Annotated in this window: 12 protein-coding genes; 9 read left to right on the forward strand and 3 right to left on the reverse strand. The window is 61.1% G+C overall.

Translation table 11 applies throughout. The annotated features are described in order from the left end of the window. Positions 1-71: 71 nt before the first annotated feature. The 9 genes from hemE to ACESNB_RS12135 all read left to right on the forward strand — a co-directional run bounded on the left by hemE (position 72) and on the right by ACESNB_RS12135 (position 9,696). Positions 72-1,109 carry a uroporphyrinogen decarboxylase gene (gene hemE, locus ACESNB_RS12095; RefSeq protein ID WP_373007632.1) on the forward strand — a complete coding sequence of 346 codons (1,038 nt, stop codon included), beginning with the start codon at positions 72-74 and terminating at the stop codon, positions 1,107-1,109. A 6-nt stretch (positions 1,110-1,115) separates the two neighbouring features. Next, on the forward strand, positions 1,116-2,189 hold the full coding sequence (gene hemH / locus ACESNB_RS12100; RefSeq protein WP_373007634.1) for a ferrochelatase: 1,074 nt from the start codon (positions 1,116-1,118) through the stop codon (positions 2,187-2,189). Between the two features lie 12 nt (positions 2,190-2,201). Next, a complete protein-coding gene (locus ACESNB_RS12105) occupies positions 2,202-2,630 on the forward strand; it encodes a CopD family protein (RefSeq protein WP_373007636.1) in 429 nt (142 codons plus the stop codon). Between the two features lie 161 nt (positions 2,631-2,791). Beyond that, entirely contained in the window at positions 2,792-4,069 is a 1,278-nt protein-coding gene (gene rho, locus ACESNB_RS12110) for a transcription termination factor Rho (RefSeq protein WP_373007638.1), read from the forward strand. Between the two features lie 16 nt (positions 4,070-4,085). Next, positions 4,086-5,420 carry a tRNA uridine-5-carboxymethylaminomethyl(34) synthesis GTPase MnmE gene (gene mnmE, locus ACESNB_RS12115; protein ID WP_373007640.1) on the forward strand — a complete coding sequence of 445 codons (1,335 nt, stop codon included), beginning with the start codon at positions 4,086-4,088 and terminating at the stop codon, positions 5,418-5,420. Positions 5,421-5,490: 70 nt separating this feature from the next. Next, complete coding sequence (gene mnmG, locus ACESNB_RS12120) at positions 5,491-7,356, forward strand: tRNA uridine-5-carboxymethylaminomethyl(34) synthesis enzyme MnmG (RefSeq protein ID WP_373007642.1); 1,866 nt, start codon at positions 5,491-5,493, stop codon at positions 7,354-7,356. A gap of 3 nt (positions 7,357-7,359) precedes the next feature. Further along, on the forward strand, positions 7,360-7,986 hold the full coding sequence (gene rsmG / locus ACESNB_RS12125) for a 16S rRNA (guanine(527)-N(7))-methyltransferase RsmG (protein WP_373007644.1): 627 nt from the start codon (positions 7,360-7,362) through the stop codon (positions 7,984-7,986). Further along, complete coding sequence (locus ACESNB_RS12130; protein ID WP_373007646.1) at positions 7,970-8,779, forward strand: ParA family protein; 810 nt, start codon at positions 7,970-7,972, stop codon at positions 8,777-8,779. Before rsmG ends, ACESNB_RS12130 begins: the two co-directional genes overlap by 17 nt. Positions 8,780-8,784: 5 nt before the next feature. Then, a complete protein-coding gene (locus ACESNB_RS12135) occupies positions 8,785-9,696 on the forward strand; it encodes a ParB/RepB/Spo0J family partition protein (RefSeq protein ID WP_373007648.1) in 912 nt (303 codons plus the stop codon). A gap of 7 nt (positions 9,697-9,703) precedes the next feature. Here ACESNB_RS12135 and holA read toward each other — a convergent pair whose 3' ends face one another. The 3 genes from holA to leuS are packed head-to-tail and all read right to left on the reverse strand — an operon-like array spanning position 9,704 to position 13,775. Then, positions 9,704-10,738 (reverse strand): DNA polymerase III subunit delta, encoded by a 1,035-nt coding sequence (holA, locus tag ACESNB_RS12140; RefSeq protein WP_373007650.1) that lies wholly within the window; start codon positions 10,736-10,738, stop codon positions 9,704-9,706. Next, entirely contained in the window at positions 10,738-11,211 is a 474-nt protein-coding gene (gene lptE, locus ACESNB_RS12145) for an LPS assembly lipoprotein LptE (protein ID WP_373007652.1), read from the reverse strand. The genes holA and lptE overlap by 1 nt, the downstream gene beginning before the upstream one ends. Further along, positions 11,208-13,775 carry a leucine--tRNA ligase gene (gene leuS, locus ACESNB_RS12150; protein ID WP_373007654.1) on the reverse strand — a complete coding sequence of 856 codons (2,568 nt, stop codon included), beginning with the start codon at positions 13,773-13,775 and terminating at the stop codon, positions 11,208-11,210. Before leuS ends, lptE begins: the two co-directional genes overlap by 4 nt. Between the last annotated feature and the right edge of the window lie 3 nt (positions 13,776-13,778).

Raw genomic sequence — 13,778 nt, forward strand, 5'->3', positions numbered from 1 at the left:
TCCCCTGATATCACCGAATAGTAATAATAAGCGCCCTGACGGGCTTTTGAGATATGAGGGATTTGAGGGTCATGGAGCGAACAAGCACACCAAAACTAATCAGTGTGCTTGGTGGAGCGCCTGCCAAGAGGCCTCCGATATGGATGATGCGGCAGGCCGGGCGTCACTTGCCGGAATATCTCGAGCTGAGATCACGGGCCAAGAACTTTCTCGAGTTCTGCTATACGCCCTCAATGGCAACAGAAGCGACGCTTCAGCCCATTCGTCGCTATGGCATGGATGGGGCCATCCTGTTTGCCGATATCCTGCTGATTCTCGATGCGATGGGCCTGGGCGTCGAATTCGAGAAGGGCGTCGGCCCAATTGTCCAGCAGATCGAGGCAGCCTCAGATCTCGGCAAGGTGCCGGCGATCAAGGCAGCTGACAGGCTAGCACCGGTTTACGAAACGGTTTCCCGGGTCAAGGCCGAACTGCCAAAGGAGGCGGCCCTGATTGGTTTTGCCGGATCGCCCTGGACGGTAAGCCTGTATGCCATCGAAGGGCGCGGCAAGACCGACAAGTCGCTGGCCTGGCGCTGGGCCCATGGCCGGTCGGACGAATTGGCCGCCGTTATGGATTATGTGATTGAAGCGACAGCGCATTACCTCGTGAGACAGGTCGAAGCCGGGGCTGACGCCCTGATGCTGTTCGACAGCTGGGCCGAGGGCCTGCCGGACAATATTTTCCGTGAAGTCATCATCCGTCCGACCACGAAACTTGTGGCGATGTTGCGGGACATGGGCGTGACTGTACCGATTACCGGATTTCCGCGCGGCGCAGGCGCGATGCTGTCAGAATATGCACGGGTGACCGGGGTGACAGCTGTCGGGCTCGATACTGCAGCGGTGCCGTTATTCGTGAATACGGCGCTGCCGGAGGGCATGCCGGTTCAGGGACATCTGGACCCGCTCTTGCTGATCGAAGGCGGTGAGCGTTTGGATGCACGGGTCCGGGAACTAGTGGAAGCCTATGCCGGGCGACCCCATATATTCAATCTGGGGCATGGCGTTCGGCCGGAAACACCGATCGCGAATGTCGAGCGTGTCCTAAAAATCGTTCGGGAAGGCTGATCGCCGATGGGTCGCAGAATTGCTGTTGTACTGTTCAATCTCGGCGGGCCCGACGGGCCCGGCGCCGTACAGCCGTTCCTGCGCAACCTGTTTGACGACCCGGCCATCATCCAGGCGCCGCTGCCGATCCGCTGGGCTTTGGCGCGGTTTATCTCGAAGACAAGGGCGCCGTCCGCGCGAAAGAACTATGCCCTGATGGGCCCGGGCGGCGGTTCGCCCCTGCTGCCAGAGACCGAGAAACAGGCTGAAGCGCTGCAAATCCAGCTGGCGGCGGCCCTTCCCAGCGATGAGGTGCGCACCTTCATTGCGATGCGCTACTGGCACCCGTTCACGAAAGACACCGCCAAGGACGTCAAATCCTGGGGCGCCGACGAAGTCGTCTTGTTGCCGCTATATCCGCAATTCTCGACGACCACGACAGGCTCGTCCCTGAAAGAATGGAAGAAGCATTATGCCGGGCCGACCCGGACGGTCTGCTGCTATCCTTTCGAGGAAAGTTTCATCGCGGCGCATGTCGATCAGATCATGGCGGCCTTCGACAAGGCCGGGCGGCCGGATGACGTGCGATTGCTGCTCTCGGCGCATGGCCTGCCGGAAAAGATTGTTGCGGCCGGCGACCCGTACCAGTGGCAGTGCGAGACTCTGACGGCAATGATTGCGGCGCGCGTACCGCAGGATTGGGACGTTGTCGGTTGCTACCAGTCACGTGTCGGCCCGCTGAAGTGGATCGGCCCGTCGACAGATCTGGAAGTGGAGCGTGCCGCCAAGGACAAACGGAATATCCTGATCGCACCGATTGCCTTTGTGTCGGAGCATATCGAAACCCTTGTGGAACTGGGTGAAGAATACAAATTGCTCGCCGAGCAGCATGATGCACCGAGCTATATGCGCGTTGAGGCCCTCGGGGTGCATCCGGGGTTTATCCGGACGCTGGTCGGCGAGACACTGGCAGCACTGGATATGACTGAGAGCATCCGGTCGTGTGCCGGCAGCCGTCTGTGCCCGACGGGCGCGTCTGGATGTCCGCACGCCGATGTGGCACGGAAAGCCGGGCAGGCCGTGAAAGCGGCGGCAGATTAGGGGCTCGATCTGATGCTGTATCTCTGGGTGAAAGCTCTGCACATTATCTTTGTTGTCGCATTGATAGCGAGCCTGCTGGTCTATCCGCGCTACAAGATCCACCAGCTTTCAAGTTCGCCCGGCGAGCCGCTGTATGAGGCGATGAAAAAATCCTCGGCGCAATTGCGCCTGATCATCATGAATCCCAGCCTGATCCTGGTCTGGGTGTTTGGCCTGACCATGTTGTGGATGAATCCCGCACTGCTGTCGCAAGGCTGGCTGCATGCAAAACTGGCGCTGGTCCTGATTTTGTCGGGGATGCACGGCTATTTCATCCGTCTCGGCAAGAAAGTGGACAGTGGCGGCGATGGCGTGTCGGCCAGGCAGCTACGCATGCTGAACGAAGTGCCATTCCTGTTGATGGTCGTCATCGTCATATTGGTGGTCGCGAAGCCGTTCTGAGGCCCTAAAGCCATTGGTGCTTGACGAAACAGCCCTGCTTGGCCCATATGCCCTCAACCGGCGCACAGTCCTTGTGCAGCGCGTTTTCCATTTTCGCCCGGTTTCCCCAATCCAGTCTTTAACCCGACTTACATCCGGATTTCCCCTGAATGGCTTTCTCCATGCTCGACAACGTTACAAGCGTCACCCTGCGCGAACTCAAAGCAAAGTCGCCAGAAGAGCTGTTGCTCTATGCTGAAGAGCTTGAGGTCGAGAACGCCTCGGCGCTGCGGACACAGGACATGCTGTTCGCGATCCTGAAAGAGCTGGCCGACAGCGAAGTCGAGATTACAGGCCTGGGCGTGCTGGAAGTGCTGACCGACGGTTTTGGCTTCCTGCGATCGCCGGAATCCAACTACCTGCCTGGCCCGGACGACATCTATGTCAGCCCGGAAGTGCTGAAAAAGGCCAATATCCGGACCGGCGACACGGTAGAGGGCCCGATCACGGCGCCGCAGGACAATGAGCGCTATTTTGCCCTGACTGACGTGTCGAAGATCAATTTTGAGGAGCCCGAGAAGGCTCGCCAGAAAGTCCACTTTGACAACCTGACACCCCTTTATCCCGAAGAGCGGATGAAGATGGAAAGCCGCGACCCAACCAAAAAGGATCGCTCCGGCCGCGTCATCGATATCGTAGCGCCAATCGGCAAGGGCCAGCGCGCACTGATCGTGGCGCCGCCGCGGACCGGTAAGACAGTGTTGTTGCAGAACATTGCCGCGGCTATCGAAGAGAACCACCCTGAATGCTACCTGATCGTGCTTCTGATCGATGAGCGTCCGGAAGAAGTGACCGACATGCGCCGGACAGTGAAAGGCGAAGTTGTCGCCTCCACGTTCGATGAGCCAGCCACCCGCCACGTTCAGGTCGCCGAAATGGTGATCGAGAAGGCCAAACGCCTCGTCGAGCACAAGCGCGACGTTGTCATCCTGCTGGACTCGATAACGCGTCTTGGCCGCGCCTATAACACAACCGTGCCGAGCTCGGGCAAAGTCCTGACCGGCGGTGTTGATGCCAACGCATTGCAGCGCCCGAAACGGTTCTTCGGCGCAGCCCGGAACGTGGAAAATGGGGGCTCACTCACGATTGTGGCAACGGCGCTGATCGATACTGGCAGCCGGATGGACGAAGTGATCTTCGAAGAATTCAAGGGCACGGGTAACTCGGAAGTCGTGCTCGACCGGAAAATTGCCGACAAGCGGACCTTCCCGGCCATCGACATCATGAAGTCCGGAACGCGGAAAGAAGAACTGATCACACCGCCAGACCAGCTCTCCAAGATTTACATCCTTCGCCGTATCCTGGGTCCGATGGGCACCAATGACGCGGTTGACTTCCTGATCGACAAACTCCGCCAGACGAAGACGAATGATGAGTTCTTCGAGGCGATGAAGAACTAGGAATGCAGGCGCCCATATGAGCGAGCGCGATACAATCTGCGCCCTCGCTTCGGGTGCGCCGCCAGCTGCGATAGCGATACTTCGCCTGTCGGGGCCGAAGGTCAGGTGGCTAGCGGAGCAACATCTGGACAGTGGTATTCCCGCATCGCGACATGCGACTTTGACCGATGTGCGCGATGAGCGCGGTCGTCTTGTCGACCGGGGGCTTGCCATTTTCATGCCCGGGCCTGGCAGCTATACCGGCGAAGATACGCTTGAACTCTACCTCCATGGCGGCGCGGCGGTGATCGAACATGCGCTGGGCGCACTCACGTCTCATGAAGACGTACGCATTGCCGAACCGGGTGAATATACGAGGCGCGCCTTCGAGGCAGGAAAACTCGACCTCACCGAAGCCGAGGGCGTGGCCGACATTATTGAGGCCGAAACTCTGGCTCAGAAGGGACAGGCGCTGCGCCAGCTTGGCGGCGGATTGTCGGAAACGTATGCGACCTGGCGGGCGGAGCTGACCGGTGTTCTGGCGCTCGTCGAAGTGGCGGTGGACTTTCCGGACGAGGGCGATGCGCCTCAGGAGACGACCGCGCCCATACTCGCAAAACTCGACCGCGTGATCGGCGAGATCCGCGCGGCGCTGGGGGATGGCGGGATTGGCGAGCGGATTCGGGATGGATTCCGGGTTGCTATCATTGGCGCGCCGAACGCCGGCAAATCAACCTTGCTCAATCGGCTGGCGCGGCGTGAGGCCGCTATCGTTGCCGCCAAAGCCGGAACGACGCGCGATGTCATTGAGGTACGGCGCGTGCTCGGCGGCCATGTTGTCTGGATTGCGGATACGGCCGGCCTGCGCGTTACCGAGGATGAGATTGAAGCCGAGGGCGTACGCCGGGCTGAAATGGCGGCACGGGACGCAGACTTGCGCGTGTTCCTGATTGATGCCGAAACGCCGGACCTTAGTGCTCTGTCCACGGACTACCGCAAACCAAGTGATCTTGTTGTCCTGAACAAGGCCGATCTTGTCTCGACCCCCGCCACGATTGAAGCGCACTACGTCATTTCCGCGAAAGCGGGAGATGGGGTCGATGCGCTCGAACAGGCGATTGCCGGTTTCGTTGCAGAACATGCCCGCTCGGTCGAGGCACCGGTCATTACACGGCAGCGCCACAGGGCCCGGTTGCAGGACGGACTGCGCAGCCTGGAAACGGCCCGAGACGGCCTCGCCAATGATGTCGGCGCGGAACTGGCAGCTGAAGACGTGCGCATGGCGCTGCGCCAGCTGGGCTCGATTATCGGTGTCGTGGGCGTTGAAGACGTGCTGGGCGCTGTGTTTTCCACCTTCTGCATCGGCAAATGACCCCTAGGGTTTAGGCGGGCGCGCGGTTATATGTCCGCTTGAATAACCTGTTTTCCGAGGCACGGACGTAATGGCGAAGCCAGACGAATTTGATGTGATTGTAATCGGCGGCGGACATGCCGGCTGTGAAGCGGCTGCTGCAGCGGCGCGCTATGGCGCGCGTACGGCGCTGATCACGCACAAGCGTTCAACCATCGGAGAGATGAGTTGCAATCCGGCTATCGGTGGACTCGGTAAGGGCCACCTCGTGCGCGAGATTGATGCGCTGGATGGTCTGATGGGCCGCATGGCAGACCAGGCGGGCATCCAGTTCCGTATGCTCAATCGCTCGAAAGGTCCGGCTGTTTGGGGGCCACGTGCGCAGATTGACCGGGCGCTCTATCGCCAAGTCATGCAGGCTGAACTCGCGGACTATCCGAACCTGACGATTATCGAGGATGGCGCCGAGGATTTGATTCTGGAAGATGGTGAATTGGCGGGTGTGACCGGTCTGACCGGGCAGTCATACCGGGCCAGCAAGGTCGTCATTACTACGGGCACGTTCCTGAAGGGCATGATCCATATCGGTGAAAAGCGTATTCCGGCTGGCCGTGCTGGAGAGGCCCCGGCAATTGGGTTGTCAGACCGCCTCTATGCCCTCGGCCTGCCGATGGGGCGCTTGAAAACTGGTACGCCGGCGCGCATTGACGGCAGGACGATTGCCTGGGACCGGCTGGAGATGCAGGCCGCTGATGAGCGACCGGTGCCGTTTTCTTACCTCACGGACGAGATCCGCGTGCCACAGGTCGCCTGTGGCATCACGTGGACGACGCCCGAAACGCACGCGATCATCGCCGACAATATCGGGCAGTCAGCCGTCTACTCCGGCGCGATTGCGGGCCGCGGCCCCCGTTACTGCCCGTCGATTGAAGACAAGGTCGATCGGTTTGCCGATCGCGACCGCCACCAGATATTCCTCGAGCCGGAGGGGCTTGAGGACGATACGGTTTATCCGAATGGTATTTCCACGTCGCTGCCCGAAACGGTGCAGGACGCGTTCATCCGGACGATTCCGGGGCTCGAGGATGCCGTGATCCGCCAGTACGCCTATGCCATCGAATATGACTATGTCGATCCGCGCGCCCTGACGCCGACACTCGAGGTTCGGGCTTTGCCAGGGCTTTATCTCGCCGGGCAGATCAATGGCACGACGGGCTATGAAGAAGCGGGCGCGCAGGGCCTGGTTGCCGGGATGAATGCGGCGCGGCGTGCGGACGGGCGAGATTCCGTCACGTTCGACCGGGCGGAGGCGTATATCGGCGTCCTGATCGACGACCTCGTCACGCGCGGCGTTACTGAGCCGTATCGGATGTTCACATCCCGCGCAGAATACCGTCTGGTCCTTCGCGCTGACAACGCGGACCAGAGATTGACCCAAAAAGGCCTCGATTTGGGGATTGTGGGCCCGATTCGGGCCAAAGTGTTTCACGTGAAACAAGATGCATTAACCGCGGCCCGCGAAAGACTGCAATTCCTGACCCTGTCGCCAGCCAAGGCGGCGCAAGCAGGATGGGCGATTAATCAGGACGGACGCATGCGTTCGGCCTGGGAATATCTCGCCTACAAGGGCATCGGCTTTGCCGAACTCGCGGTTGTCTGGCCGGACCTCGCCGAGGTCCCGACGGATATCGGCGCTCAATTGGAGATCGAGGCGCTGTACGCCGGATATATCGAACGACAGGCCGCGGACGTCTTGGCCCTGCGCCGGGACGAAAGCCTCGGGCTTCCGGACAGTCTCGATTATGCGTCCGTCGGGGGCCTGTCGAACGAAGTGCGGCAGAAACTTGAAGCGATCCGGCCGGCGACGCTTGGCCAGGCCGGGCGTATCGAAGGCGTCACGCCGGGCGCGTTGACGGCCTTACTTAGCCACGTCAAACGCCGCGCAAAGGCGGTCTGACCGATGGGTGACGAGAATGACCGCGCGGTATTCCTCGCCGCTCACGATGTTTCACGTGAAACGCTCGGCCGCCTCGATTCCGTGATCACCACGCTGGATGACTGGCGGCTGAAGAGCAATCTGATCGGCCCACGCGAATGGCCTCATATCTGGCAAAGACATGTCTGGGACTGCCTTCAATTGCTGGATCATATTCCTGAGACGGCGCGTGTTGTGGATCTTGGCTCGGGCGCCGGCTTTCCGGGACTGATCATCGCCGCCGCGCGGCCACAGGGCCATGTCACCATGATCGAGAGCGTCGGGAAAAAGGCCGCATTCCTGCGCGCGGCAGTTCTCGCTGCGCATCTCCCCGCCGACGTCATTCAGAGCCGCGTCGAATCGGCGGAGGCCGGACCTGCAGATATTATTACGGCGCGGGCCTTTGCGCCTCTGCCACGACTCTTGGATTTTTCTGCCCCCTGGATGAAAAACGGTGCAACGGGGCTTTTCCTCAAGGGCGAACGCTGGGAAGAAGAATTGACGGACGCCCGACAAAGGTGGAACTTCGCGTATGAGGCGATTCCGAGCCGAAGTGGCGGTTCGGGTGTCGTATTGATTGTAAGGGAGTTGCGCGGTGGCGACGAAGCCTAGGATATTTGCGGTAGTGAATCAGAAGGGCGGCGTCGGCAAGACGACGACCTCCATCAATCTAGGCACAGCGCTGGCGGCCGTGGGGCGCCGCGTTTTGATCGTTGATTTCGATGCGCAGGGTAATGCCTCGACCGGACTCGGTATTTCCCGGGCAGACCGGCTGCTCACGAGCTATGATCTCGTGGTTGACCGGGTGCCGATGGAAGAGACGGTCCTGTCGACGATCGTGCCGCGCCTGGACATCATTCCGGGCGACGAAAACCTCTCAGGCGTCGAGACGGAACTCGCCAATGATGCGCGGCGGTCCTACCGGCTGCGCGACGCGCTAATGACCTATGTCGACCGGGCCGAACAGGGTGGGCTGGTCAAGTATGATTATATCCTGATCGACTGCCCGCCATCCTTGTCGGCGCTGACGCTGAATGCCATGACAGCGGCCAACGCCTTGCTTGTGCCGCTACAGTGCGAGTTCCTGGCGCTTGAAGGCCTGTCGCAATTGATGCGAACCGTGGAAGCCGTACGGTCCGGACTGAATCCGACCCTCGAAATCCAGGGTGTGGTGCTGACCATGTATGACCGTCGCAACAACCTGTCGGATGAAGTGGCTGACCAGGTTCGGGCGCATTTCGGCAACAAGGTCTATAATACTGTCATTCCGCGAAATGTGCGGCTGTCGGAGGCTCCGTCATTTGGCAAGCCGGCGCTTCTGTATGATTATCGGTGTCCTGGCAGCGAGGCCTATATCCGCCTCGCATCGGAAGTCCTGCAGCGCGAGAAGGCGAGAGCGGCCTGAACATCATGACCGACGACGCAAAGAGCAAACCTTCACGTCTTGGCCGCGGCCTCTCTGCCCTGATGGGCGAGATCGACGCGGTCGGTCCTGTGCCGACGACCGAAGGCAAGACCGCTCCTGCGACCGTGTCGAACGAAATAGACCTGGACCTGATCCGGCGCAATCCCGCTCAGCCGCGCCGCACATTCGATGAGACGGCCCTCAATGAGTTGGCCGAGTCCCTGAAGACCAAGGGTGTCCTGCAGGCTATCCTCGTTCGCCCGGATCCCAAGGATCGCGGCAAGTTCCAGATCGTCGCGGGGGAGCGACGCTGGCGGGCCGCCAAGATCGCGGGTTTGAAGTCGATTCCGGCGCTGGTGCGTGAGATTGACGAACTCGAACTGCTCGAGATCGGCATCGTCGAAAACGTCCAGCGCGCGGACCTGAACCCGATCGAGGAAGCCGAGGCCTATGAGGCGCTGATGAAGCGCTTCGGGCGCACGCAGGACAGCTTGGCGCAGAGTGTCGGCAAGAGTCGTGTTCACATCGCGAATACGCTGCGGCTGCTGCAACTGCCCGAGAGCGCCCGCGCTTATGTGCGCGATGGCAAACTGAGTGCGGGACATGCGCGAGCCGCGCTTGGCGCGCCGGACCCCGAAGCGCTGATCCGCATGGCGGCCGAAAAGGGCCTGAGCGTGCGTGATGTAGAGTCGCGCGCGAAGGATGCGCGCGAAGGCGGGACGATTGAGACGAAATCGACCAAGTCGCCCGGGGCCGAAAAAGACGTCGATACTGAGGCGCTGGAGGCGGACCTGACGCGGACGTTGGGTCTTGCCGTCGATATCCGGCACGGCAAGGATGGTGGCGAATTGCGTATCCGTTATCGCGATCTCGAACAGCTCGATGATGTCTGTCGCCGCCTGACGGCAAAACGCTAGGACCCGATCAGGCCGCGTGGGCCGCGGCCTTGCCAAGATCATTCATCAGTACACGAACAACAGGGTCGGCGCTCCCGGACCCGGACTTCGCCTGGCGCTCTGCATCATAGATGCGTTCCAGAATGCGCAGGAGCCGTTTCTGCGGCCACTTGCCGAGGCGCGCGCGAAACGCCGGCCAGTCACTTTGCCAGACGGGAGGCCGCAGCTTCATGTTAGGTGTTCCTTCACCTGCCGCCATGCGTTTGTGTGCATCCAGCATGCGCAGTGTTTCGCTCTGCAGCGCGCGCAGGATGGAGATGGCAGAGGTCCCGGCAATCTCGAGGCGTTGCAAGGCGGTATTCGCGGCGATGAGGTCGCCCGCAAGTGTCGCCCGGATCGCGGCGGACAGATCATGATCAATGTCGGTTGCCGACAGGGCGCGAATGTCGGTGAGGCTGACATCGCGGCCCAGCCCGCGCGCATAAAGTGCGAGCTTCTCGATCTCGGAATTGGCGATGCCGCGGTGGCCGGGCAGGTCGCCGGTGAAAGCGTGCAGCGCGGCGGGCTCAATGGTGGCGCCCACGTCCAGCAGCGCGGCCTTTACCCGGTCTTCGATGTCACCGGCTTCATCGGCAAACATCTGGAGGCAGGCGGTCCGCTTGGCCGCTGTGGCGGCGGCACGCAGTTTGGATTTGGACGTGAGGCTTCCGGCTTCGATGATCAGCTTTGCGGCGTATCGTTGCTCGGTCTTGTCGCCTTCCGCGATAGCTTCCGACAGGAGCGCTGCGATCTTGTCACCATTTGTCCGGACGCGAATGACGCGAGGATCGCCGAGGAGCGACACCGCCTCGAGATTGTCGAACAGGAGCGACGGGTCTTTCTTGATCGCATCATCGTCTAGGACGGACACTTCAAGTTCGCCCGTCTTGGGGGCCCAGACCTTTATGAGACTGGCAGAAGCGTCGTTCGCAAGTCCGTCATCCTCACCGAAAGCCAGCACCGCCCAGATCGCCGGATCCGGCCGGCGGGAGAAGGTGACAGCCTGCTTGCCCTTTAGCAGCATCAGCCGGCAGAGAGCTGTAGTCGCAAATCATCGACGATGCGTTTTGCGAGTTCACGCATTGTGCGATCATATGCGCTGGTTTGAGCCGCAATATCGCCATAAGGCGCGCTCGGCACCGTGAAATCGGTTTGAGCGTCCACCATGCCCGAGACAGCCCCGCTGTCGCGCGCCAGCACATAGCGCCCGGTGGCAGAAATACTCGAGCGCGACGCCGCGCCATCGGGCTTGAAAGCCAGCCGTGTCAGATTGTCTTTCAGGATGACATTCAGCGTTGCAGGCTCGGTCACGCCCGGTAGCCCGATCGCGAGTTCTTCCTGCAGGGCGCGCCTGAGCTTGTATCCGGACCGGCCACGAATGGGCTCGACGGTGATCGGGCCACCGGCCGCCAACGCGCTTGAGCCGGGCGCATAGACGGGCTGGAAGCCACAGGCAGCCAGGGACAGAAGGAGAAGGGCGGCGAAGAACTGTCTCATGCGACCACGATATTCACGATGCGGCCGGGAACGACAATGGTTTTCTTGACGACCTTGCCATCCAGGAAGGCCGCAACATCGGGTTCGGCAAAGGCCGCAGCCTCGACTGCATCCTTCGCCAGCGCTTTGGAGACGGTTATTTCGCCCCGCCGCTTGCCATTCACCTGAACCGCCATGGTGACACTGTCATCTTCGAGAAGGGCAGGGTCTGGCGTGGGCCAGGCTGCTGCAGATACGAATCCGTCGCCGCCAAGACGTTCCCAGCAAGATTCGGCGAGATGCGGCATGAAAGGCGTCAGGCACCGGGCCAGCATGGAGGCACCCTCGAGCCGGGCGCCGGTGACGGACCCGGTATCGGCTTCGGCCTTCTTCAGTGCTGTGGCCCATTCATGGATGCTGGCGACGGCCGAATTGAAGCGGAACTCGTTGATCCCCTTGTCGATGGCCGCGACCGCCTTGTGCGATGCCTTGCGCAGGGCAATCGAGGCATCGTCGGTGCCGGGCTCCGGTACTTTTGATTCCGGCAGTGCATCGAAGATGCTCCAGATGCGCTGCGCGAAACGTGCGGCGCCTTCAGCGCCAGATTGTGTCCATTCGACATCGCGCTCGGGCGGCGAGTCAGACAGAACGAACCAGCGTGCCGTGTCTGCGCCGAAGGCTTGGATGATGGCGTCCGGGTCGACCGTGTTCTTTTTCGACTTGGACATTTTCTCGATCGGGCCGACGCTCGCAGGTGCGCCCGTCGCAATCTCGAACCAGGTGCCGTCCTTTGTCGCGACTTCGGAGGGCTCAAGCCAGTCGCCCGTTGCCGACTTGTAGGTCTCGTGGGTCACCATGCCTTGCGTGAACAGGCCGGCGAAAGGTTCGCCGCTCGGTAGGTCGAGTTCCCCGACATCGCGCATCGCACGGGCAAAGAAGCGCGCATAGAGCAGGTGCAGGACGGCATGTTCAACGCCGCCGACATATTGGTCGACGGGCAGCCAATAGGCACGTTCAGCCATGTCGTCCGGACTGGCGAACCGGGCCCAGTACCAGGAACTATCGACGAACGTGTCGAGCGTATCGGTCTCGCGCCGGGCCTTCCCGCCACACGTCGGACAGGTCGTGTCTTTCCATGTCGCGTGGCGCTCTAGAGGATTGCCGGGCTTGTCGAATGTCACATCGTCCGGCAGCCGCAAGGGCAGCTCGGAGGTAGGGACCGGGACAATGCCGCACGCGTTGCAATGCACGATCGGAATGGGGCAACCCCAATAGCGCTGGCGCGAGACGCCCCAGTCACGCAGGCGATAGTTCACTTTGCCTTCGCCGAGACCCCGGGATTCGATCTTCGAAATTGCCAGCCGCTTGGCGTCGTCGATCGAAAGACCATCAAGGAAATCGGAACGGAAAATTGTCCCGGGCCCGGTATAGGCGTCGTCCTGCACGTCGAATGTTGCCGCGTCCGCATTGGGTGGCAAGACGACAGGCAGGACGTCCAGACCATATTTGCGTGCGAATTCGATGTCGCGCTGGTCGTGCGCCGGGCAGCCGAAAATGGCGCCCGTACCGTATCCCATCAGCACGAAATTCGCGACCCAGACGGGCAGGGTGCGCTCAGGGTCGAACGGGTGCTGGACTGTGAGGCCAGTATCGAAGCCGAGCTTGGGCGCCTTTTCAATGGCCTCTTCGCTGGTGCCGACAGCCGCGCAGTCGGCGCGGAAGTCCGTGAGGGCGTTGTTGCCCTGCGCCAGTTGTAGCGTCAGCGGATGATCAGGTGACAGGGCAATGAAACTTGCGCCGAACAGAGTGTCGGGACGGGTCGTGAAAATCTGGACACCGTTCTCGAAGCCCTCTGGCGTCTCGCCGGAAAATTCGAAACGCATCTGCAGGCCTTCTGACCGACCGATCCAGTTCGCCTGCATCGTGCGGACTTTTTCCGGCCAGCGTTCGAGCTTTTGCACTTCTTCCAGCAAGTCGTCGGCATAGTGCGTGATACGGAAGAACCACTGGGTCAGTTCGCGCTGTTCGACGATAGCGCCTGAGCGCCAGCCGCGGCCGTCGACGACCTGCTCATTGGCCAGAACGGTATTGTCGACCGGATCCCAGTTGACCTTGCTGGCCTTGCGATAGACGAGACCCTTGTCAAGCATCTTCAGGAAAAGGGCCTGCTGTGCGCCGTAATAGTCCGGATCGCATGTCGCAAATTCCCGGCTCCAGTCGAGCGACAGGCCCAGCTTTTTCAGCTGCGCCCGCATCGCAGCAATGTTCTCATAGGTCCATTTGCCCGGATGGACGCCGCGCTGGAGCGCCGCATTCTCGGCCGGCATCCCGAACGCATCCCAACCCATGGGGTGGAGGACATTGTATCCATTGGCGCGGCGATGGCGGGCAACGACGTCACCCATGGCATAGTTGCGCACATGGCCCATGTGCACCCGGCCCGACGGATAGGGGAACATTTCGAGGATGTATGCTTTGGGCGCGTCACCCGCCTCGGCGGGTGATTTCGCCCTGAACAGGTCTGCTGCGTCCCACGCGGCACGCCATCTGGTTTCCGCGGCCTGCGGATCGTAACGGGTGGCCATGTC

The organism is Hyphomonas sp. (assembly GCF_041689225.1).
In the GTDB taxonomy this organism is placed as follows: Bacteria; Pseudomonadota; Alphaproteobacteria; order Caulobacterales; family Hyphomonadaceae; genus Hyphomonas.

What these genes read in the sequence shown, in the direction of transcription:
- ACESNB_RS12105 (WP_373007636.1), top strand. Translation starts at nt 2,202, where the DNA reads ATGCTGTATCTCTGGGTGAAAGCTCTGCACATTATCTTTGTTGTCGCA.
- hemE (WP_373007632.1), top strand. Translation starts at nt 72, where the DNA reads ATGGAGCGAACAAGCACACCAAAACTAATCAGTGTGCTTGGTGGAGCG.
- leuS (WP_373007654.1), bottom strand. Translation starts at nt 13,775, where the DNA reads ATGGCCACCCGTTACGATCCGCAGGCCGCGGAAACCAGATGGCGTGCC.
- mnmE (WP_373007640.1), top strand. Translation starts at nt 4,086, where the DNA reads ATGAGCGAGCGCGATACAATCTGCGCCCTCGCTTCGGGTGCGCCGCCA.
- ACESNB_RS12135 (WP_373007648.1), top strand. Translation starts at nt 8,785, where the DNA reads ATGACCGACGACGCAAAGAGCAAACCTTCACGTCTTGGCCGCGGCCTC.
- mnmG (WP_373007642.1), top strand. Translation starts at nt 5,491, where the DNA reads ATGGCGAAGCCAGACGAATTTGATGTGATTGTAATCGGCGGCGGACAT.
- holA (WP_373007650.1), bottom strand. Translation starts at nt 10,738, where the DNA reads ATGCTGCTAAAGGGCAAGCAGGCTGTCACCTTCTCCCGCCGGCCGGAT.
- hemH (WP_373007634.1), top strand. Translation starts at nt 1,116, where the DNA reads ATGGGTCGCAGAATTGCTGTTGTACTGTTCAATCTCGGCGGGCCCGAC.
- lptE (WP_373007652.1), bottom strand. Translation starts at nt 11,211, where the DNA reads ATGAGACAGTTCTTCGCCGCCCTTCTCCTTCTGTCCCTGGCTGCCTGT.
- rho (WP_373007638.1), top strand. Translation starts at nt 2,792, where the DNA reads ATGCTCGACAACGTTACAAGCGTCACCCTGCGCGAACTCAAAGCAAAG.
- rsmG (WP_373007644.1), top strand. Translation starts at nt 7,360, where the DNA reads ATGGGTGACGAGAATGACCGCGCGGTATTCCTCGCCGCTCACGATGTT.